Source organism: Bradyrhizobium frederickii, assembly GCF_004570865.1.
In the GTDB taxonomy this organism is placed as follows: domain Bacteria; phylum Pseudomonadota; class Alphaproteobacteria; order Rhizobiales; family Xanthobacteraceae; genus Bradyrhizobium; species Bradyrhizobium frederickii.
The window spans coordinates 1-21275 of the sequence record NZ_SPQS01000022.1 but is presented as its reverse complement, the minus strand read 5'-3'; the positions used below and the strand labels follow the sequence as shown (position 1 = coordinate 21275).

Below are 21275 nucleotides of genomic sequence, written 5' to 3'. Positions count from 1 at the left end.
AACCGGTTCTTTAAAGACAACCAGCCTACGAAAAGGAGCTCTAAGCAGGCCAGAGAGTGGCGTTCGACGCTCGCCTGATCAACTACTAACAGTGGTGATTGATCAGGACCATGAACCTTGGCCAGAACGAATCGTGTCGCTTGCGCGGACCAACCCATGACGATCCACCTTCAAACGGTGTGGTCAGGAACTGCAATATGTCACCTTCAACGACTCTGGCGCTGCGCGCGCGGCCAAATTATCTTGTATCCGACATTCTTCGAGCCCGAGGGGGCTCAGGTGTCCACGTCCTTGGCGGCAAAACGCGGCTCGATCGACGGCGCTGAGATAACAGGTGGGTAGGCGGATATACCAAGCCGCCATGATCCCGGATCCTGTACTGCCGAGTCCTAGCTGTGGAGGGCATCCTCGTCCCTGTGTCTTCACGCAATACAGACGACGGTGCAACGATCAGGGGCTGTTCGCGACCTTGAGCGAGACACCACTTAAAAAAGGAGCATCTGTTTGTTTTCTCAAAGTGCCGTCACTCCCAAGCCGGTACAGACTAGCGCATCGGTGTTGCCGACACTCCCGGAATCTCGGCACATGGCACCTGTGAGATGCGCAGTCGCCACGATTCATAATGTCGTCCTAGCGCGAATGCCTAGGCGCTAACTGAATTACGAAGCGCGTTCGTCTCACGGTGAGCCATTTCGTGGCAGCGCGGCCATGATCTCGTTTAGCCGGCAGAAAAAGTTCGCTGCACCCGTTCGCTCGACCTCGCAGAAGGCATAACGGGGGCCCCGGGTCGCGCGCATGGAAATTGTTGCTGTAGGCCCGAGTGCTTGGTCCGAAACCGAACGCGTTCGGTGTCACGAATCGGTCAAGCAGCCTCCAATCTCGACTTTAATCAGACAATTGCCGGCGATTCCTCTGATTGGAACTGGCCCAGAGCGTGCATCGTGAAAGATGGGAGCCCATCTGAGTCTCGCAACGTGAGCAGCAGTTGGGGGAGCGTTCAAATCGAGTGTATCTGACATTAGGTTCGGAGACTGTATGCGAATCTGCGGTATCAAACTGACTCATGACGGAGCAGTCGCCCTTGTCGAGGACGGAAGGCTGGTCTTTTGTGTGGAGCAGGAGAAGCGGGACAATAATCCGCGATATCAAAAACTCCACAATCTCGATGCGGTTGTTGTCGCCTTGGCAGAACACGGTTTGGATCCGCGGGACGTTGACCGGTTCGTCATCGATGGATGGTGGGGCGAGAGTGAGTCACAATTTCAGGTTCTCAGCGGGACTGCACCCATTACCCTTAAAGGGGCGCCGTATGTTGAGGGCGATGCCGACGGCCTCCTCATAGCGCGCGACGGCGCTGGGCTGATGCTCAAGGGGAGCGCCTTCCCTTATAAAAGCTATCCGCATGTCACAGGTCACGTGGCTTCCGCTTTTTGTACCAGTCCTTTCGCCAAGGCCGGGCAACCCGCGTTCTGTCTGGTTTGGGACGGCGCCTCCTTTCCACGGCTCTACCATGTAGAGCGCCACGCAGCCAGGTTCGTCGAGTGCCTCTTTCCGCTGATCGGGCATGCTTATGCTGCCGCAGGCTATCACTTCGGACCATACAAGCAGGCTAACCGCATCAAGTGGGACCTCGGTGTTGCGGGCAAGTTGATGGCCTACATCGCGCTCGGTTCGGCCGATGAAAGCATCGTCGAGGTGTTTCAGGAGCTCTATGAAAAGCACTTTAGCATGTTCACGGAGCCAGTCGGTCGTTGCAGCGAGGACGCCGCGCTTGAGCCTGTCCATGCGTTCTTCGATGCCTGCGTGCTACGGTTAAAGGCCAAAGCCCCCGCAGATGTGCTTGCATCCTTTCATTGCTTCCAAGAGCGTCTGCTCGTTAGCAAACTGGCGAGTGCTATACAGAGGCATTCGAGGTTTTCCGCGCGCAATCTGTGCATAGTCGGTGGCTGCGGTCTCAACATAAAATGGAATAGTGCACTACGAGCTGCCGGCTTGTTCGATGCTATCTGGGTGCCACCCTTTCCGAATGACAGTGGCTCGGCAATAGGTGCTGCTTGCTCCGCATTGGCGGCGGACCAAGGTTTTGTACCATTGGAATGGTCCGTCTATAGTGGTCCAGCCGTGGAACGAGGCGACATGCCGCCCGGATGGGGCGGCTCACCATGCAGCATGCGTGAACTTGCAACCATTCTCGCCAGCAACAAACCCGTCATTTTTCTTGCCGGCCGCGCGGAGCTTGGACCTCGGGCTCTCGGTAGCAGAAGCATACTGGCCGCGGCGACATCGCCGCAAATGAAGGACCGTCTCAACGACATCAAACTTCGCGAGCACTTCCGGCCTGTAGCGCCAATATGCCTGGAGGATCGGGCGCCGGATATTTTTAGTCCCGGAACGCCAGACCCTTACATGCTTTTCGAGCACCTAACACGAGCAGAATGGCGGGATAAGATCCCCGCTGTTGTGCATCTGGACGGATCTGCGCGATTGCAGACCATTTGCAGGACCTCTCGGCACAAGATCGCCGAACTTCTCGTCGAATACGAAGGCCTCACAGGCATTCCGCTACTATGTAACACCAGCGCCAATCACAATGGACGCGGCTTTTTCCCGAATGCGGCATCTGCCTGCCAGTGGAACCGCGTTGACCACGTGTGGTGCGATGGCATGCTGTGGACGAGACGCGAGGGCGGCGACTGAGCGCTGGTCAAAGGCATCTTTCTGTGGACGTGAGATTTGAGAACGGAACGCCGACCGTTCAGAGCCATTTGGGCGGCGGATAGTTCTCATCCAGCCCACGCAGACGTCCGCTAGAATACCCTCTCTTTCCGAGGACCCGATGACCGTGAACGGACCGCGGCGGATGTCGGACGTCTGAGTCAGTAGATGTCGTCGATTGGCGACATTCGACGATGTCGGCGAACGGCAACATCTTGATTGTCAGCGAATGGCGACATATGATAATGTAAGCGAACGCTGACATTCGGATTTGCCATGCTCACACGTACCGCAGCCGATCTTGGCGCCGTCATCCGCGACCGGCGCAAACGCCTCAAGCTCGATCAGTCGACGCTGGCCAAAAAGGTTGGTGTCAGTCGCCAATGGCTCATTGAAGTCGAGCATGGACATCCGCGCGCAGAACTCGGGCTAATCCGCCGCGTCCTCGATGCTCTTGGCATTAAGCTCGATGCAGACAGCAATCCCTCCGCGGGCCGCGGCGTCCCGAAAACCGCCGTCGATCTGGACGCCATCGTGGCGAAAGCCAAAAAAGGCAAGCCTTAATGGCCGAGCTCATTGCGGACGGCAACGAAGTCGGTCGTGTCCGAAGTGATGCACGCGGCCGGCTGACCTTTGTCTATGACAATGCATGGCGCAACGCTGAGGGAGCCTATCCTCTCTCGCTTTCGATGCCGCTTGCCGCTGAGGAGCATGGTCCAGCCGCCATTCAGGCCTTCCTGTGGGGGCTGCTTCCCGACAATGAGCAGGTGCTCGAGCGTTGGGCCAAGAAATTTCAGGTATCAGCGCGCAACGTGTTTGCTTTCATCTCGAACGTCGGTCAGGATTGCGCAGGCGCCGTTCAGTTTGTCACCCCCGATCGACTGGAGGCCTGAAAACGGGCCGAGATGACAAGATCGAATGGCTTGACGAGCCGGAAATAGCAAACCGGCTTCAAGCCTTACGCGAGGATCATGCTGCCTGGCGTCTGCCCGGCGATACGGGTCAATTCAGCCTTGCGGGCGCCCAGCCTAAAACTGCTCTTGTCCTCAAAGACGGCAAATGGGGCATTCCGTCCGGCCGCATACCGACCACCCACATTTTGAAACCGCCGACAGGCCACTTCGATGGTCACGCCGAGAACGAGCATATCTGCCTGCAGCTCGCGCGAGAAGTCGGGCTGCCGGCCGCTGAAACCAAGGTGATGCGCTTCGAAAAGGAAATCGCAATCGTCGTTGAACGCTACGACCAGCAAGTTAGTGGGAACGACATCATTCGGATTCACCAGGAAGATATTTGCCAGGCCATGGGCATCCTGCCGACCAAGAAATACCAGAACGAGGGAGGACCAACGTCTGCTGACGTGATCGAGCCCTTACGGACATACTCGACGGACCGCGACGCTGACCTTGAGACGTTCGTCAGCGCTTTGGGCTTCAACTGGCTCATTGGGGGGGCCGACGCTCACGCCAAGAACTATTCCTTGCTTTTGGCTAGCGGCCCGCACGTACGGCTTGCGCCGCTCTACGACATAGCTAGCATTCTTCCTTACGATCACGTCGACCCGCGGAAGGTCAAGCTCGCCATGAAAGTCGGGGGCGCGTACAAGCTCGACCAAATTGGCTTGCGTCAATGGCAGAAGTTCTCGCGCGAAACGCGGGCTGATGCGGATTTGGTCACTGCTACTCTTATCTCCATGGCTGGGCAGATCCCCGACCTCGTTAACGAAATCCGCGCGCGCGCGCAAAAGGAGGGATTGGAGAACGCCGTTATCGAGCGATTGGCAGCGGCTTTGACCAAACGAGCTCGGGACTGCGAACGCGTTCTGAAGGGAACCTAGTTTTGGGGCCAGCAGATCAATCCGCACCGGCAGCACCAGCAGCAGCATGTTGATCGCCGGCATCGATGTCGACAGCGCGATCATCGCGGCCATGATGGCCGTCGGCGGCACCGGCGCCGGAATTGCCGGACCGCGATCATCGGCGCCGATGATCAGCAGCAGCGGCAGCAACACCAAGCCGGCGCCAGCCATGACGTGCCTCCGTATTGGCCTGATAGCTCTGGGGGGTGATACGGCCCGCACTTGAAACTCGAGAAACGGGCTGAGTCTCGCTATTAGGGACCCGCTTCCCGAACTCCAAATAGGCCGAACCCAGGACAAAAGGGAAGGTTTCGGCAGGCTTGGGAATCTCTGGGAGCGATCTCAACGCGACATGAGGGCGCTTTCGGAAGATCATTGCGATTCGGGCGCGCAGCGACTATACGCAACCTCCTAAAAGCACTGAACTTGTCGCTCGCATCGTTGCTTATCCGGGTACATCCAAGGGCAGATGCAAACGTTGCAGTCTGCTCATAGAGATCAATCGCCTTACGCCGCTCATTCAGAGACGAGGCATCGTCCGCCAGCGGAATTGAGGCAGAGTCAAACGGCAGTTGCCAAAATGGCTTTCCGCAGCTCCTGTGGTGTAGCTTGGACGAGGTGTGCACCTGCTGACAGATAGGCGAGTACGGGCGTCTTTTCGTAATCGCTGGGCTTAAATGTCGGAACGAGGTTGAGAGCGTCGAGTGACCACGCCAGAGGGTGGGGGCGGAGTCGTACTCGATGCTCCAAATGCCGAGTTCGGCGATATCTTTCGAGAGCCGCAGTGGCCAAAACTCTTGAGGCGCCCCTGACGACATCCAGGGAGCGTGACCAATTCCCTTGAGTCCGTGGATGAACACCACATGATGGCTGATTGTTGCGGTCGTTGATTTTAGAAGAATGTCCGTCAGGGGCCCGGGCCGCTCCGTGTATGGCGGCGCGATCTATGCTGAAATCGAGTGGGGATCGGCCGATTCTTCAACCCACAATAGCGAGTCACATCTTAGTAGAGTAGACGCTCGCTATGCGGCATTTGAGGGCGGGGTGAAGCCATTGCGTTGGCCAAATCCGAATAGAACTCTCCCAGCGCCAGAACTATAGCTTCTCAACCCACTCGCTAATCTCGTCGAGTATCTGCTCAAAGCCAGGCGGGGCCGCGTAATACAGCGCGCGGCTGCGGTCATAAGCATCGGTGTATAGCGCTCGAACCTTCTTATCGTTTAGGAGGAAAGCTTCATTCTGGGCGATAATCGGGTTGTCGCCCTGCCGGAAGCGCTTTTGTTTGTGTTCTGCGTATTCCTTCGTGCCGATGAAATTCTGAACCTCCTTATTCTGGAGCAGTTCGTAGACGTCGTAGTAGTGCCGCATGAACCCGACAGGGTCGCTGTTGTCGGTTTGTTGTTTGCGGAATTTCGTTGAGATGGTTTGTAGCTTCTCCACGAACGTGTATCCAGGATCGTAGCAAGGCACCGCCTTAGCGCGGTTGTCGATAATATCGACGTTGCTTGCACTGGCCCGATCGTAAAGCCAGGAGCTGATGTCTTTCGGTGCGTTCGGGGCTATAGTGTCGAAACCCACCTCGAGCAATACGCCTTCGCGAAGGCCTTCCATCGCCTCGCTCACACTAGCGTAGTTAAGTCTGATGCCGGCACCTCGGTAGTTGGGAACATCGTCAAACGTGGTATCGCGTTCCACTTTCGTGACGCCATCAATCTTGATGGTCTTGGCAAGCCAATCGAAGAAGTCTTTGCGCGACTGGATGTGCGCCGGCTTGTCGTGGTTCTTGTGAGTCTTCACGTTTTGGCCGGCCGGAGGTTCGATCAGAATATCGATATCTTCCGAAAAACGACGGACGATGTCGTTCCCTTTGGAAAGGGATGTGCCACCTTTTAGTTGGAAGGTGAATTTCTGCTGCTGTAGGCCATATAGGCAATGCATGATCCAGTAATCTTTCTCCACCAATGCTGGATCAATGCCTTTTTCTTCCGCCACAATCCGGATCAGATCTGCGAACTGCTCATGATTGTGGATAAAGTCAGCCGACATGCAATTCGTTGGCTCTCAGCGCGCGTTCGAAGAACTTCTTGGCGCGCTCGCTCCCATACGCGCGCACCGCATGACGCAAGCGCTTCGGATCGGACTCAGCAGCACGCTCCGCCACGCGTTTGAGAACCTGATCCTTGGCTTCGGCAAGGTGATTGACATTGTTGACCAGATCGACGAGCAGGAATTCCTTTGTCAGCGCCTTGGGAAAGCGCGGCTTCACGCGAAACGCAAAGGTGCGGTTGCCGAGCCGAAACTCTCCATGCCGTTTGTGATTGTAGACCACGGTCTTGTCATAGAGCTGCGTCGTGCCCACACCCAGGCTGTTGTAGGCGTTTGGCGAAGCCAGCAGGAACGTGTCGTCCTTCAGGAAGGCGCGCACGACCTCCTTGTCGGATGCCGGTGCCGGGCCGAACGCCGTTTCCTTCGGATACACGTACAATCCGCCCGAAACTTTCTTAAGAGTGCCGTTCTCGACCAACTCTCTGGCATGCCGGTCGACAGACCTGGACCAGCGGGCCAGATCGGCGAGCCGATAGGCCTGGCCCGGCTTCAAATGCCGCTTGAGTTCATCGAGCTTCGTCACGCTGAGCATATAAGTCAGAACTGACTTATATGCAAGTTTTTTCATTGAAAAATCATGCAAATTTAGGTGTATCTATTTGATAGAGAATGTATAAATTGTTGTCGTTATTGGTCAGCTGTAGATCGCAGTGAACTAGCCCTGTTCATGTGGGGACGGCGTCAATCTAAAGACGTAAGATGGCGTACCCTCCACGCGAGGCGAGTCCTTTTCGCGTTCTGATTTCCGGTATTGATGAAATTCATTGAGGCCAGCCCCGATATTCCGAATAGATCCGCGAGGTCAATGACGGAGAGGCCGTATTTCTCTGCGGCGCGGGTGTTTCGCGGGGCGCCAATCTGTCTTTGTTTCAGGAACTGACTGACAGGGTCTAGGAGAAGATCGGCGAGACTTTCGATAATGAGCCTGCGGAGCGCATAGCGTACGGTCGCCGTCAATCAGGCGATCGTTTTCCGGGTCGAGACCTTCGAGCCGACCGCGGACTTCAATCCTGCGAAGCTCTACAAGACCCGGCTCAAATGGCGCCACCTGGCTGGACGGGAACAGAGCAAGCTGCTGCTGACTGACCCGCAAGCCGTGATCCAGGGCCTTCTGAAGACTAAGGTCGCGACGCGCCCGGTTGGGACAATCAAGCCTCGACGCCCAGCGCGCGATCGCCACGGATCCCGCCGCATGGAAGGATTCCAGAGCTGAAGTATCGGAGAGTTGGACAGGAAGCCCTGCCGGCATTCAACCGGCAGAGTTTTTCTATGCCGGATCAAAGATGAAATCCGCGCCGCAGCATCGTGCGCCAGATGTTGCCGAGGCTCATAAGAAGATTCAGCCGGCGACCGTACCAGCCTCGAAGAGACCAAGCTCCCCTTCGAAGCCCTCAGTTAGGCAAAGCTCCCGAATGGCACGCGCGTTGACGAGGCACGCGTGACGTCGGCGGAAGGTCGAAGGTGGCGGCGCCGACACACAGGTCGACGGGTAACCCATCGCTCATAAAGTCTTGAGATACTCAACAAGCGCTCGGCGCTCGGCTTCGGTCAATTCTGGTCCGATGACGCCAGGCGGCAGCTTCGTTAAGTCGGTTTCCTTGCCCTCGAACGAATGTCCACGATTGCTGTTGCCAAGCAGCGACACATTAAAGTTCGTCAGGCCGGCCGCACAGCTCTCGGTCGCCTTTACTTTCGTAACAAGCCCGACCTTGACCGGGTCGAACGCACGACTGCCGACGCAAAACGACCTCGGCCGTTCGGCTTGCGGCACCAACATGTCTCTGAGTGTCGGAACGGACCCATTGTGAAGATAAGGAGCTGTTGCCCAAACGCCGTCCAACGGGCGGGCCCGGTACTGAGGCTCAAGGGCGAGTACTGTTTCGTCCTTGCCGTTGCGGCTCGCACGCGCCCCGACATAGACTCGCTGATTTTGGCAGTTCTTCCGGGGCCCCCACATTTGCCGCTTGGTCTCTTCAGAAGTGCCGTTCGCAATGACCCATTCTTCGATCGTTTTGCCGACCACGTCCATGAGCGCGAGTACAAACAGAGGATCTACGCCTTTATCAGCCAGAAGGCCACAACCTCCGGCTTTGTTGAGGTCATCTGCGGGATTTAATCCGAGTGACTCGGGTAGGTGAACGCGCCGCGTCGTGAGGACGTTAGATTGTTGGCGGTCGGTGCCGATCGCCGAGACCGGCATCTGGACGACGTTAAAATAATGCCGTCCCCCGACCTCTACCCAATTCTTCTCGTTCTTGGCTGAGCGATCGGGGTTCTCTGCGCGCCAGAATGAGTCTTCCGGCCACTTTTTGTCGAAGGCAGCATCGTTCACCGGGCCTCGGTGGCATTCAAAGCAGTGAGCACGATAAAGATCGCGACCCTGTTCAACGAGCTTTTCATCGATCGCCCAGGCCGGGTCACCGCGGAATTTCTGCTGCGCGTCCTTCCATCGGGGGGCTACGAGCCCGGTGAACTTTCTGCCTCCTGCATCTTCGGACGAAAAGGGATCGGTGCCGCGCAGAAGCTCTTCGAACCGCGCGATGTCGGAGAGATGTATGGATGAGGCAAAAAGCGGCCTTCCGGGCGCGGCAGCGATCATATTAATTTTTGCGCTGACACCGAGCGCTTCGCCTGCATTGCGAACGAGTTCGTTGAGAACAGATGCGTCATACTGTGCCCAAAGGAAATACGGCGTGTCCCAGATCGGTGGAAAGCTCACGGGGGCATCGTGGCGCGTGAAGTTGCCCTTGAGGAGTGGCTCGGACAGTTCGCCGGTCAAGGGATCGAGCAGATTGCTATAGAAAACCTGGTTCCCGATCCGATTCAGCGCGTCAAGTCGACCGAACCCTTCATCGAGATCCGCCACTCCCTGACCCGTCAAAAGTCTGTCGGTCTCTGCCTTTTGGTTCTTGATCTTTTGGAGTGCTAGCTCAAGATCGCGTCGAAGCTGATTTCGATCGACACTCTGCCCTTTGATCTGCTCCAGCTTGCTAGCAAAACGCTCGAAACGCCATGGCAAGATCAGCGTGTAGCCGATAGACAGCCCGACGGCTCTTTCAACCTCGCCAAGATTGACCATCGCCGGCCCGCCGTCGAACCGTATGCTAACATTCTTGTATTCGAGATGGCCCGTATGACAGGCGGCGCAGGTTAGCCCGATCTGATCTTCATACGGGACGCCAGTCGCCGGATCGACACCGCCCTTGAGGATGGCAAAGCCGACCGGCAAAGCATTCGGGTTCGCGGGCGCGCTTGGAGTCCAACCGGGGTCGGCTATGTCCCCATTCGGCGCATCGTCGTGATAACCGTATGCGGGCGCAATACCGGCGAAGTCCTTTGAGCTAGGACTGGGAATGAAGCCGAGGCGGCGCAGGTAGTTCTCGTCCGTTAAGCTCGTGTAAGAGAAGGACAGCTCCGGGCGTTCCAGGGCCAAAAACCACTGATAAGGGACAGGGATGGTCGCTGTCCCCTGCGATGTGTGGTGAAACCAGTAACGCTGGCGAGCGCTCCAATTTTGCGGGAGCCAATAAGCGCTTTGTACTCTTGATGGCTCGGGCAGGGTCGCAGGCAGTAATTGAGCGACGAGATTGGCATCGTTCTTGATCTTAAGGGCTGCGTCGCGAACCTTCTCCGGGGCGAAATACACCAGGCCGGCCGCCACGATCACGACAACGACGGTCGCTAATAACAGGCTGGTGATATGAGGCCAGCGCATCAACCAGGAATAAAGACGAGAGCCAAAAGAAGGTCTGCCCATAGCAAGGACTCCATCCATCTTTTTCATGCGTCCAGCCGACCCGGCAGGCTACCGGAAACGGCTACGGCGTCTGTTACTTGTTCAGCAATTGGCTATTGATGAAGGCGACAACGTCGGACGTCTCGGCTGCCGCGCGCCTGGTTATCGTCGCGGCTGCCGGGCCGCCGCGCAAAAAGGATGGGAACCAACCGAAGTTGCGAACATTCCAGTTTTCTTTCGGCCACACCGCGCGGTTGACGCCCAGCACTGCGAAATTTGGAATTTTCCTGGCGAGTGGCTGTGCCGTCTCGGTGTGACAGCTCACGCAATCGGTATTGAAGAAGTGGCTCTTCTTCGTATCGGCAATGGTATTGACGATCTCGATGATGCGGCTGTTGGGCACGTTACCATCGATGAACTCGGAGGTCGAAACACCCTTACGATCGCCTTGAGGCAAGGGCGGATTTTGCAATGCCGCGTGTCGACAGGTGACCGGGTTTTGATTGTTCGTGCCCGGCTCCGGGACCACGTGCTTTCCGCCGACGGCGCTGAACATTTGTGCCACGTGCATACCATCAAGCGTCGGGGCGGGGACTGGGATTAGGCCTGCTTGCGGGACCCTTAACATCGATACGAAAATCCAGGGTTCTGGCGGGGCGATGCCCATCACGGCCATGGTATTGAGGCGCTGCGGCGAGAGGTGCTTCTCAATCAAAGCCTTGAGGGCATCGCGGAACGCCTTTGCCGATGCTCCTACAAGACCCGGATGCACATTCAGATCACCCGCAGTCGAGACTTTGACATTGCCAAACTGTCCGGCCCCAAGCTGATCGCGCAAGGTCGCGACGTCACGAAGGATCGCCTTGAATGCTTCGTCGTCCGGTTTGAATCGCGGGAACGGCCCGCAACCATCCAGAGGCGGGTCCGGGGCGAGAGTGAAGCTGAAGATAAGGTGGCCTGCAGTGTCATGAACCTTGAAGCCGTCCGGCCCGTTGGTCACCGGCTGAATGATGAGCCGGATCTGTGGTTGTCGGCCAAACTGCGCGATGATCTCCGGCGACAATCCCGGCGCGCCCGGATCGATGCGGATGCCGGCCACAAACCAGGCGCCGACCTTTTTCACGGCATCGGGAAACTGAATGTGCCGTGCACCCGAATCCGGCACGCCCGGATGCTCCGGATTTTCGGCGTTGGCGATAAAATGCGCGAAATCCGCGTCGGAAAACAGCCGCTGCGGCGATCCCGAAGGGCCCGCAAGATCGGACACGGCGATCAGATTGGCGAGGTCGGCCGCCGACTTCGGCGGAGGAAAGAGAATGGATACATCATTGGGCGCAAGCGGCCTCGACGCGGCTTGCGCGGAAGCCGTTCCTACCTCCCAAGCTGCGACGAACATCAACCCCGCCGCTAACAAGCTTGCGAGCCGTCGCGGAAACAGAGATCCGTTGATTTGACCCCTCGCGATCATTGGAAAATCCCCCTGTAAGAGCAAAAATTTAAACATCAGCTGTCGAACAACTACATCTCGCCGCTACGCGCCTCGCCAAGGCAATGCGGGCGACCGGTTCAAACCCTTCATTCCTCACCGTAGAATTGGCTTTGCAACGTCTTGAGCTTCGTCGGATGCAACGCCTCCTCTATACAGCCGAGGAACATCTCACTGCGTGCATTGACCCGCGCGTGATCGGCTGGATGCGTCATATCCGTTTGCAACGCGCGAACCGTTGTCCAGTCGTTCGCACGATCCTTGAGCAATTCGAACAGCGTTCGGCGGTTGTCCGGCGGAGATAACTGGCCGTCCTTATACCGGTGCAGTCGGAAGTGAGCGAAGGTAACCTTAGCCGAGATCTTCGCATCAAATAGCGCGTCGGGTAGCGTTAGCAGATCAAGTCCTTGCAGCTCGCGTAGCTGCACCATCTGATCCTGCGCTTCCTGATACTGCTCACGGCCGACCAATTGATACATTCCTCGCGGGCGAAACAGCCAGCCGTCGTCCGTTCCGGGCCGGTTGCCAAAGTCGTTGTCATCGTAAGCGAGCACGAAATTGGCCAGTTCCTTGGGACGATTAAGCAAAGAGTTCACGTCGACCGCGGGCTTGTTTGCGGCCAGGAGCCTTGAGTTGTTCTTGTCAATGCGATCGCGCCATTTCTGCGGGAGTTGAGAAAACGCGCTGTAAGAAAAGTTCTCGCTGCTGCGAGTAAAATCGGCGCTGTCGTAAGAGACGGATCCTAGAATATAGGCAAGGATACGGGGATCCGTTTCCTCGACGCGATCCCATTCCTGCAACAAGGCTTTGACCTGCTCGGCCTGATAGTAGGCCATATAGCTCTTGCGATATGGCGGAACGGGTTGAGGGGCCGGGGAATGATCTTTGCGCGATTCACTCAGCTGTTGCTCGTAGGCGGCGACTTTTTCCTGATATTCCTCATAACCGCGCTGTTGCAACCAATTGCTCTCATAACAAGCAAGTAATGGCTGCGGCTTGATCTTTGGAGTTGGTTGATATTCCTTCGCTAGCTCGTCGGCGTAGGCAGCCCGTGCAAGTTTGGCATCCTTCAGCGTTTCAAATGCGGTCGCGACCGATCCATTCAGAAGATGGAACAACTTCACCTGCAGGCAATCTGCATTGCTCTGCCTTTCGCGGGACTGATCGAAGTCGTCCTTCGGCACGCAGTCCCAAAAGCGGCCGCTGCTCAATGAGATGATATCCTCGGTCTTCTGGGACAGTGTCCAGCCGAGTGGAAGGCTATAAAACAATCCTGTTATGTCCGTCCGGCCGAACGTTGGAAAGCGCTGAACACTGGACGTCATTTCGGCGTCCGGCCGACGGTCGATGCTGGTTGCATGATTGAGGGCCACATAGGTACGGGAGGTCCGCGTGCTTAGAAGCGCGCGTACCGGCTCCATGAGCTCTCCGAACATGAATGAACCATGATCGCCGAACTGCCCGCTGACGAGGGACAGCAGGTAAATCCTGAATTTCGGCGCATCGGAGGTGCCCTTGATGGCGTTAAGCTTCTCAATCAGGTCGAGCGCGGTCTCAATCCCAGAGTTCTCCACATATCCGCCGTCCACCAAGCGCGCCTGCGGATGAGAGGTTATGCAGTCATTTTTGACTGAGATGGTCGCCGCTGGCGTCACCCACGGAAAACGTGCGCTCGTGAAAGCGGCCGTGCTGAGCGGAATACGCAGCGAGTGGCTCTTGACCGTTTGGTCCGTCCCAGTGCCCGCACGTTCAAGCGCTGCAAGAACACACAGGTCCGTGTCTCTGGGGTGCAGCGAATCGAAATCAAAGGGAGAGATGACGGCCCGTTTGCCGCTGCCGGCATCCGTCGTGTTGAACAACAGGGCGGGCATGTTGTTGTCGGGCGCCCAATGGGACTGGAAGTCAGCCCTTAGCAGATTGGATTGATTGCCGCTGCCCTCCCTGCTGCCGAGGACTCTGTCACCGGCGTTCTCCAACGTGTATTCGAGGAAGCGCGCGCGATCGAAGCCCGGGATCGCGAACGGTGAAAACATCTGAGTGAAGTCAGTAAACAGAAAGCCGGCAACCAAAGGCGACAGAAAATCTGTTGTCAGGACGTTTGCTACGCGCTGCTCGACCGGCCCAGGAGCATCAATATCTTGGACCCGTCCAACCCCTGCCAGAAAATCCGCGATTTTGGGGCATGTTTTTGCGTCGACGGCATTCGGATCAAGGGACGCATTTTCGGCGTGGAGCGCAGCGGCGAAGATTGCCGAACCGACGCTGCCCCCGGACACACCGCTTATCGCAAACAGATGTTGGCGAAATGCCGGACAGAGATCCTGCATCCGCGCAAGAAACCGCGCCGCATTATTGGCGGCATAGATTCCTCCCCCTTGAGCCGCCACAATGAAGACGGGATACTCGCCGAGCCTCTTGGCGTCCTCTACCCGCGGTTTTTGTAAAAGCCACTCGCGGAATGCGGCGGCTGCGGACATGCGCGCCTTTTCCGGGGAGCTGTTTGCTTCAGAGACGTTACGCAGTTCGTGGTCGTCACCTCCCAACAAGGAGGCAAGCAAAAACAACCCACCGAACACAACCGGAATAAACGGAAACGCAAATCTGATGGTCAGGAGAGAAAAATGGACCGTAAGACCAAGGACGCAAACCGCAAAGAGGGCGATCACGCCGAACGATCCGACAAATTGTGCGAGCCTATCAGGCACCATAAGGAATGCTGTTGTCAGCAGCACGATGCCGCCGATCGAGAGCGCGAGAAACCTGTAACGGATGAAGTAAGCATTATTAGCGCGGCTCGCGAGATCAATCGAACGATCTCTTGATCCCATTCGCCAAGTAAATGCTACGAAACAGACGAGCATGATTAGCATGGCGATCGCGAGGATGAACAGCACGTTCCTCTCAAACGCGAGCGCCTGGTCTTGAATGCGGAAGATACTTCCGACTTCCTCGACCTCGCCAACCTTGCGCGTCGGCCGCGAGGCAAATTGACCTGCTGTGGCGGCGATGATCGGCAGTGCTCCAAGCAGCACAGGAGCGAGTCTTATATAGAAAGCCAGGCGTGCGGAAGGCTGGGGGATTTGCGGCAGGGATGCAGTCGTGAGCTGAAACGCGCTTGCCCAAATCGCTATCGCAATCACGCCCAAGGCAGCGAACTCCTTGAACGTTACCCAACCAAGGTCATCGGCGGCTATCCGGTAGAGCTCCTGGATCTGATCTGGCAGGTAGAGCAACACCGAGATAGCTACCGACAGAACAATTATCCATCGAAGGTTGCGCAACAAAGTAAACAATTGCTCGCGCACAGTCATTGCGTCATCTCCTCACATATTTATGGAGGTCGCTGGCAAGCCACAGAAAGGGGCTCGGGTACCAGGCATTCGCGCCAGCTCACATTGAAAGCAGCGAGCCCAAGCATACGGGCGACTTGAAACAGATTGAATTATCGTCGCGCTCTTAAGTAGCACTGCTGATATTGTACACTTCCCTACAGGAGTGTTCCGCGTTTGTCGATATCTTCTACGGGGCGATCGCAGAGTTTTCCTCCGGATGACTTCTTACCACTTTGCATCGCTCTGAAAATAGCTCGCCGACGTATGTCCCGTGCGGACGGCTGACAAAGCCTGATGCGAACGCTCAGCACGAACTGCACCGTTGCGTGTAGGAGAATGCGCTTGCAGGGCACAGCTGCGAGATTGTCCGCGACGAAGGTACGATCGAGTGGCGTTCGAGAGCGACGTCTTGCGGCTTGAAACCAAGACCCTGCGCTCTTGTTCATCGTGACTCCCTGTGAAAACGCAAAAAGCCGGCGCCGCCGCTGCTCTAGTCTTGGGGGGGCGCGAAGTTTGGTCATTGCGCTGTGTTGTGACAAGGCTCGGCAACAGGAGATTTCCGCAACCGGTCGTTGGGAATGGCCGAATCAGATGTCTTGCGATTGATCTATTAAAAGGAGGGACGGCCTATGGCGGAGGACGTAAGGCACATTGGTGTTTCGCCGCCGCCGCGTCCAAGCAGTCCTAATCCGGGCACGCACGTTCCGGTTCGTCCCGCACCAGCCCCGTCACCAGCGCGGCCACCGAAAAAGTGAGCGAAGGGACGGACGTATCGCTGGAAGTTACGACGGCTGGCCACGACGCTGATGCCGTAGGTTACGTTTTTGCTCCGAAGTTCGATGCGCTTCGCTGCGCGATCTATCATGTCGCGCGAAGAAACTTTTTTGACCTTTCCAACAGGCTTCTAAATTTTTTAGTCATAGTTCTCGGCGCAGGTGTTGCCGGAAAAGCCGCAAACTTGATTCATTTCGAGGAGGGATGGCTCGAATTTGCGGTACTTATATTTGCTACCGCTCAGCTCACATTCGACTTCGGCTACCGCGCACGAACACACGAGTTTCTGCAGAAAAAATACAACGATATGCTGGCCGAAATCGAACTCGATCCCGAGCCAAGCGAAAAGCGGTACAATGCAAAGCTCTTCACCATTGCGGGGGACGAGCCGATGCCGCTCCGCGCCCTGGATGCGCTTGCTTACAATGCAGCTCTAGATGCGACCACAAGCGATCCCGAGATGAAGCGCCGAAATCGAGTATGGATTCCTCCGGTTCAGCGGTTGCTCAGACACTTCATTGCGTTTCATGCCTATGAGTACAAATTAGAATCTGAGCACGTTCCTATGTGGAAAAAGCTGCTCCGAAGAAGCAGCCGTGAGAACGCTGCATGAGCCGTCCAAGCGCAAAACAGGGCAGCAGAGTAAAAGCTCATACCAGCGTTCGTCCGCCGCCGAAGCGCTTCAAAAAAGCTACCAAGAAGGCTGCTAAAAAGAAGAAGTGATGCCTTCACAGCATTACAATTCTCAATCCGTGTAGCGTGTCTGTTTTTTTCTTGAGGGCCGAGAGACTGGACCCTGGTAAGGCCAAGCGCCGATTTCAAAAGAAATTGCATCTTCGTGATCAAGGCTGATCGCAACGGACAGACTTATCTGCCGGAAAGCGAGAGCGAATTCCTGAAACCTGAAGAAGATAAATCTCTAGCGCCGAGCTGATCGAGGTGCCTGATAGTTCCCTTGTGAACGATGGAGGTCTCGTGACCTTCTGCTGGAGTTCAGGTTCAAGAATTGTTCGTGCGACCAGGAATTTGGAAGTGCATGACCGGGCCTCGCAACGATCGTCGTCGCCGGTGCGGAATATTGGCGATAGATTGCCTATACGGCGGGCCCGCGTGGCCGCGGCTGGGTCGTCGTGATCGGTGATCCAGTCCTCGTCCGGTCAATCCGCCGGTGAAGAAGATTCGCTACAATCAGAATTAGTTCACTTACAGCGTGAATGAGCAAGGGGAGATCGAGAAATGGTCAAAATCGTCGTGGCGGCCTCCGGCGACGCGGTTTCCGTCGGAACCGAGCTTGATCGACGCGCCAGCATTGCCGGTCGGATCGTCGCGGAGCATGGATGCGACCTGCTGACCGGCGGTGGGGGCGGCGCGATGGAGATTGTCGCAAAATCGTTCTGCGGGACGCCGCTCCGGGTCGGACGCTCGATCGGAATCATTCCGGGAAGCGCGCAAGGCTTTGCAGGAGCAAAACTCGGAAACGTGTCGCCATACGCGCTCACTCCGAAATCCGGCTATCCGAACCGGTGGATCGAGCTCCCAATCTTCACGCATCTTCCCGGCACGGCGCCAAAGAGTGCCGATTCGCGCAACATCATGAACATGGCCTCGGCCGATGTGGTCATCGTTCTGAAGGGCGGTGAAGGTACCCAGGCCGAGCTCGAAATTGCTTTGGGTCTCGGAAAGCGGGTGATCGCCTTTGTCGCTCCCGAGGAGCGTATCGGAAATTATCAGGCGGGCTCGCTTCCGAAGGACTGATCGTCGTACCCGATGAGCTCTCGTTGCAGGACGCCCTGCGCGACATGCTCTCGCCGTTTGCTTTGGCGAGGCCTGCATTTTCGGCCATCCGGGCGTCTACAAGACGGATCCGACACAGATTCATAACTGTACCATGCACTTTCCCAACACCTGTGCGATTCGCATGAGTGAGGCTCTGGACAAGACGGTCACTGGAATCAAGGAGAAATTTGCCAACAGCGGAGTCAACCTTTGCCCCCACAATTTCGTCCGTGGCGCCGGCGATCTGGCTGGCATTCTGCGCAAGGCGGAGGTGTTCGGTGTTCACGACATTGGGGTGAGTGCGCCGGGCACCGCCCCCGCGAGCGTTCAGGGAAAGAAGGGGCTGGTTGCCTACCTCAACATTCCTGATTTCCCGGGGCAGGGCCATATTGACCTGTGGGACGGCAGCAATCCCGTCGGAGCCGACTATTGGAACGCCGATCCCATCGTTCTGGAAATTGCCGTAGCGTCTTATGACCTATTGATCGGCTCGACCTGGCGACGGGCTCAGACACCTCTCGCCCTTGTTCCCAAGCTGCATACGAGGGCAGGAAACGTCCAACAAAACGTCCAACATTTCGTTCAACACGTTCCGAGAATGCCCGACTTTCTCACCCGCCGTCATGGCGCCTGGCAGTTCGTTCGTCGCGTATCGGTTGAGTTCGCGAAGCTCGATCGCCGTGTCATCAAGCATTCAACGCGCATCAAGATCGCCGATGATCGCGCGGGGCGGCGGGCCGTGCGAGTCGCGCAGCAGCTCAACGAGCAGCTTGAAATCTTCTGGAAGGGACTCGCGAAGGGGCATCGGACAGAGCAGCTCCACAATTGAGTCGGCGCGACAGCGCACGCGCTCGCTGGGGTTCACCTCCGAGAGTGTCCGAGAATAGCGCTTCCAACGCCATCGCGTCGCGTCGGGCGCAGGTGAGTTCATCTATGTCTTGGGAGGCGTAACGGTCGATGCCGATGAAGAGACCGCGAAACGCCATGATGCACCCTTTAGGACCTGACGATCCCGACCGAGAATGCCGTGTTCGGCTTCTCGGCCTTCTCAAGCACGACATGGGAGAAGCTCTTTTGCTGAGCGATCTGCTTGTTCCCAACCTTCTCGAACCAGACGCACCAAACCGCCACTTCTCTGGAGCATTGCCGTGATGCCCACTTTTCGACCGTCATCACGGGCCCCCTGATTTCACTCGAACCAGGTCGCCCGGTTTGAATTCACTGCCTTCCATCTTCATCTCTTTCGAGTTGCATTGAGCTGCCGGGTCTTGGCATTTTTAACATCAATTTGTTCTTTATTTGTTCCTTTCGCAACTGGTCCTGAATCGTCGTCCACAGGATGCGTCTTTGTAGAAGGGATTGGTTTGGATAACCTCAAAAAAATCAATTTGGTTGATTAACGGAGACAATTTCAAACTAACCCAAGGTTTGAAAATATGCTAATATATCAATCATGGATAGACAAAAAGGCCAACTCCTAAACCAGCTCGACAAGCTCCTGCCTGAGGGGCTTGTCGTGGATTCCGCCTGGCTCAAGCGGCACGGCTACTCCACCCAGCTCCAACATCTGTATGTGACGCGTGGCTGGCTCGAACAGCCAACCCGCGGGGTTTTCCGGCGACCGCGCTACGAATTGAGCTGGCAGCAGGTCGTCATATCCCTGCAGGGCATCCTGAACTATTCACCGCTCGTCGTGGGCGGGCGAACGGCGCTCGAACTACAAGGATACGCTCACTACCTGCCGCAAGCGACGACTCGCGTTCACCTCTACGGCCCCAAGTCTCCGCCATCCTGGGTGAACAAGCTGCCGCTGTCCGTGAAGTTCGTCTACCACAACGACCGGCGGCTCTTCAAAAACGAACCCGTCGCGAAGGGCATAAGCAGTGTCCGCTGGAATGTCGAAACCGGGAAGATGCTCGATGATACGGCTTTTCGGGGAGGTGACGTAACTCAACTGAACTGGGGCCAATGGGACTGGCCTCTAACCCTGTCGACGCCCGAGCGCGCCGTTTTCGAACTGCTCGACGAATTGCCCACCAACGAAAGCTTCGAACAGGTCGATGCCCTACTCGCTGGCCTTGCCAATCTTCGCCCCGATCGCTTGCAAAAACTCCTGAAGGATTGCGCAAGCGTTAAGGTGAAGCGTCTCTTCTTTTACTTCGCCGACCGTCACAACCATGCCTGGCTCAAACGGCTTAACAAGCAAACCGTCGATCTTGGGCATGGTAAACGCATGCTCGTCAAAGGTGGTGTTCTCGATCCAACCTATCAGATAACGGTGCCGGGAGATCTCCATGGCGTTCGCTGATGCTTACAAAAAGCAGGTCGCGCTGTTGCTGCGCGTTCTCCCACTTGTCGCCGAAGAGAAATGCTTCGCCCTGAAAGGCGGCACCGCGATCAATCTTTTCGTCCGCGACCTGCCGCGCCTCTCGGTCGATATCGATCTAACCTATATTCCTGTCGCGCCGCGAGCTGAATCCCTTTCCGACATCGATGCAGCCATGAAGCGCATCGTTGCAGAGATTAAAGGGAAAATCCCCGGGGCGCAGGTCCATGAGACCCGTAAAGAGGGCACGATCGTCAAACTGGTGGTTCGCTCACAGAACGTCCAGATCAAGATTGAAGTCACGCCTGTGCTGCGTGGCTGCGTCTTCGAGCCGGTCGTGACTTCGGTGCGTCCCGCCGTCGAAGAGGCGTTTGGTTTCGCTGAGGCTCGCACGGTCTCTTTTGCTGACCTCTATGGCGGAAAAATTGTCGCCGCTTTGGATCGCCAGCATCCGCGTGATTTGTTTGATACTCGCGACCTGCTGGCCAATGAGGGAATTACCGATGAACTCCGCAAGGCCTTCATCGTCTATCTCTTGAGTCACGATAGGCCGATGTTCGAGGTTCTTGGCTCGCCACAAAAAGATATCAGCGATGAATTTCTCCACGGCTTCGAAGGAATGACGGACAAGCCCGTTTCAAAGGACGAGCTGGTTGCCGCGCGCAAGACCCTGGTCGAAGAAATTGTCGGTAAGATGCCAGAGGCTCACCGAAAATTTCTAGTATCGTTCGAGCGCGGCGAGCCTGATTGGGATCTCCTCGGCATCCCCGCCGCCGCCGATCTGCCTGCCGTCAAATGGCGTCAGCAGAATCTCGACAAGCTATCGAAGGAAAAGCGCGCAGAGCTCGTTGCGGCCCTGGAAAAAGTCCGTACGCATACGATGAAGACCGCCAGATTGACGCATGCGCGCGGGCAGAGCGAGCTCTATGATCGGTTGGGTGAAGGTCAAGCGGCCTGCTGACTGGCGGGCTTGTCGGTTTGGCGCAGGAGCTTCCATTCCCAAGGCAGCAGTTCGTGCAGGCGCGAGCTAGGGAGATCGGCGATACGGGCGAGGACATCGGCGAGCCAGGCCTTAGGATCAACGTCGTTGAGGCGGCAGGTTGTGATCATCGTCAGCATGATGGCGGCACGGTCCGCGCCACGCTGGCTGCCAGCGAAGGTCCAGT

At 56.7% G+C, this 21275-nt stretch carries 17 protein-coding genes; 10 read left to right on the top strand and 7 right to left on the bottom strand.

All coding sequences use genetic code 11. From position 1 onward, the window contains the following. The first annotated feature begins 1035 nt into the window (after nucleotides 1-1035). The 5 genes from nodU to E4K64_RS30435 all read left to right on the top strand — a co-directional run bounded on the left by nodU (nucleotide 1036) and on the right by E4K64_RS30435 (nucleotide 4799). Complete coding sequence (gene nodU / locus E4K64_RS30450; protein WP_126261763.1) at nucleotides 1036-2697, top strand: nodulation protein NodU; 1662 nt, start codon at nucleotides 1036-1038, stop codon at nucleotides 2695-2697. A 294-nt stretch (nucleotides 2698-2991) separates the two neighbouring features. Further along, nucleotides 2992-3279 (top strand): helix-turn-helix domain-containing protein, encoded by a 288-nt coding sequence (locus tag E4K64_RS30445; protein ID WP_126261762.1) that lies wholly within the window; start codon nucleotides 2992-2994, stop codon nucleotides 3277-3279. Continuing rightward, nucleotides 3279-3608 (top strand): HipA N-terminal domain-containing protein, encoded by a 330-nt coding sequence (locus E4K64_RS41290; protein ID WP_235884826.1) that lies wholly within the window; start codon nucleotides 3279-3281, stop codon nucleotides 3606-3608. Before E4K64_RS30445 ends, E4K64_RS41290 begins: the two co-directional genes overlap by 1 nt. Continuing rightward, a complete protein-coding gene (locus E4K64_RS30440; protein ID WP_347338637.1) occupies nucleotides 3494-4552 on the top strand; it encodes a HipA domain-containing protein in 1059 nt (352 codons plus the stop codon). The genes E4K64_RS41290 and E4K64_RS30440 overlap by 115 nt, the downstream gene beginning before the upstream one ends. Nucleotides 4553-4598: 46 nt before the next feature. Next, nucleotides 4599-4799, top strand: a complete 201-nt coding sequence (locus E4K64_RS30435; protein ID WP_126261761.1) for a hypothetical protein — start codon at nucleotides 4599-4601, stop codon at nucleotides 4797-4799. 869 nt (nucleotides 4800-5668) lie between these two features. Here E4K64_RS30435 and E4K64_RS30430 read toward each other — a convergent pair. The 5 genes from E4K64_RS30430 to E4K64_RS30410 form a co-directional block, all read right to left on the bottom strand. Continuing rightward, a complete protein-coding gene (locus E4K64_RS30430) occupies nucleotides 5669-6619 on the bottom strand; it encodes a nucleotidyl transferase AbiEii/AbiGii toxin family protein (protein ID WP_126261760.1) in 951 nt (316 codons plus the stop codon). Beyond that, nucleotides 6609-7247 (bottom strand): hypothetical protein, encoded by a 639-nt coding sequence (locus tag E4K64_RS30425; RefSeq protein WP_235884824.1) that lies wholly within the window; start codon nucleotides 7245-7247, stop codon nucleotides 6609-6611. Before E4K64_RS30425 ends, E4K64_RS30430 begins: the two co-directional genes overlap by 11 nt. 933 nt (nucleotides 7248-8180) lie before the next feature. Then, nucleotides 8181-10463, bottom strand: coding sequence for a di-heme-cytochrome C peroxidase (locus E4K64_RS40645; protein ID WP_283810189.1), 2283 nt, complete (start codon nucleotides 10461-10463; stop codon nucleotides 8181-8183). A gap of 46 nt (nucleotides 10464-10509) precedes the next feature. Beyond that, entirely contained in the window at nucleotides 10510-11883 is a 1374-nt protein-coding gene (locus E4K64_RS30415) for a hypothetical protein (RefSeq protein ID WP_235884823.1), read from the bottom strand. 107 nt (nucleotides 11884-11990) lie between these two features. Further along, a complete protein-coding gene (locus E4K64_RS30410; protein ID WP_235884822.1) occupies nucleotides 11991-15212 on the bottom strand; it encodes a hypothetical protein in 3222 nt (1073 codons plus the stop codon). A 772-nt stretch (nucleotides 15213-15984) separates the two neighbouring features. Here E4K64_RS30410 and E4K64_RS30405 point away from each other — a divergent pair. The 3 genes from E4K64_RS30405 (at nucleotide 15985) to E4K64_RS30395 (ending at nucleotide 18612) form a co-directional block, all read left to right on the top strand. Beyond that, complete coding sequence (locus E4K64_RS30405) at nucleotides 15985-16620, top strand: hypothetical protein (protein ID WP_135166770.1); 636 nt, start codon at nucleotides 15985-15987, stop codon at nucleotides 16618-16620. Nucleotides 16621-17258: 638 nt separating this feature from the next. Continuing rightward, nucleotides 17259-17762, top strand: a complete 504-nt coding sequence (locus E4K64_RS30400) for an SLOG cluster 4 domain-containing protein (protein ID WP_135166769.1) — start codon at nucleotides 17259-17261, stop codon at nucleotides 17760-17762. 133 nt (nucleotides 17763-17895) lie between these two features. Beyond that, nucleotides 17896-18612, top strand: coding sequence for a T6SS effector amidase Tae4 family protein (locus E4K64_RS30395; protein WP_135166768.1), 717 nt, complete (start codon nucleotides 17896-17898; stop codon nucleotides 18610-18612). A gap of 167 nt (nucleotides 18613-18779) precedes the next feature. Here the strand turns inward: E4K64_RS30395 and E4K64_RS30390 are convergent, their stop codons facing one another. Then, entirely contained in the window at nucleotides 18780-18956 is a 177-nt protein-coding gene (locus tag E4K64_RS30390) for a DUF2158 domain-containing protein (protein WP_235884821.1), read from the bottom strand. A gap of 280 nt (nucleotides 18957-19236) precedes the next feature. Between E4K64_RS30390 and E4K64_RS30385 the strand changes: the two genes are divergently transcribed. After that, on the top strand, nucleotides 19237-20091 hold the full coding sequence (locus E4K64_RS30385; protein WP_135166767.1) for a type IV toxin-antitoxin system AbiEi family antitoxin domain-containing protein: 855 nt from the start codon (nucleotides 19237-19239) through the stop codon (nucleotides 20089-20091). Beyond that, nucleotides 20078-21070: a nucleotidyl transferase AbiEii/AbiGii toxin family protein gene (locus E4K64_RS30380; protein ID WP_135166766.1), complete on the top strand. Its 993-nt coding sequence runs from the start codon at nucleotides 20078-20080 to the stop codon at nucleotides 21068-21070. The genes E4K64_RS30385 and E4K64_RS30380 overlap by 14 nt, the downstream gene beginning before the upstream one ends. Here E4K64_RS30380 and E4K64_RS30375 read toward each other — a convergent pair. Then, the coding region (locus E4K64_RS30375; RefSeq protein WP_135166765.1) for a transposase domain-containing protein at nucleotides 21055-21275 on the bottom strand (221 nt) is incomplete at its 5' end. The two genes, E4K64_RS30380 and E4K64_RS30375, sit on opposite strands and share 16 nt — an antisense overlap.

Bases quoted from the DNA above. Each gene is read 5' to 3' on its own strand.
- E4K64_RS30415 (WP_235884823.1), bottom strand. From the start codon at position 11,883: ATGATCGCGAGGGGTCAAATCAACGGATCTCTGTTTCCGCGACGGCTC.
- nodU (WP_126261763.1), top strand. From the start codon at position 1,036: ATGCGAATCTGCGGTATCAAACTGACTCATGACGGAGCAGTCGCCCTT.
- E4K64_RS30385 (WP_135166767.1), top strand. From the start codon at position 19,237: ATGGATAGACAAAAAGGCCAACTCCTAAACCAGCTCGACAAGCTCCTG.
- E4K64_RS41290 (WP_235884826.1), top strand. From the start codon at position 3,279: ATGGCCGAGCTCATTGCGGACGGCAACGAAGTCGGTCGTGTCCGAAGT.
- E4K64_RS40645 (WP_283810189.1), bottom strand. From the start codon at position 10,463: ATGAAAAAGATGGATGGAGTCCTTGCTATGGGCAGACCTTCTTTTGGC.
- E4K64_RS30390 (WP_235884821.1), bottom strand. From the start codon at position 18,956: ATGACGGTCGAAAAGTGGGCATCACGGCAATGCTCCAGAGAAGTGGCG.
- E4K64_RS30425 (WP_235884824.1), bottom strand. From the start codon at position 7,247: ATGAAAAAACTTGCATATAAGTCAGTTCTGACTTATATGCTCAGCGTG.
- E4K64_RS30445 (WP_126261762.1), top strand. From the start codon at position 2,992: ATGCTCACACGTACCGCAGCCGATCTTGGCGCCGTCATCCGCGACCGG.
- E4K64_RS30430 (WP_126261760.1), bottom strand. From the start codon at position 6,619: ATGTCGGCTGACTTTATCCACAATCATGAGCAGTTCGCAGATCTGATC.
- E4K64_RS30395 (WP_135166768.1), top strand. From the start codon at position 17,896: ATGCACTTTCCCAACACCTGTGCGATTCGCATGAGTGAGGCTCTGGAC.
- E4K64_RS30435 (WP_126261761.1), top strand. From the start codon at position 4,599: ATGTTGATCGCCGGCATCGATGTCGACAGCGCGATCATCGCGGCCATG.
- E4K64_RS30380 (WP_135166766.1), top strand. From the start codon at position 20,078: ATGGCGTTCGCTGATGCTTACAAAAAGCAGGTCGCGCTGTTGCTGCGC.
- E4K64_RS30410 (WP_235884822.1), bottom strand. From the start codon at position 15,212: ATGACTGTGCGCGAGCAATTGTTTACTTTGTTGCGCAACCTTCGATGG.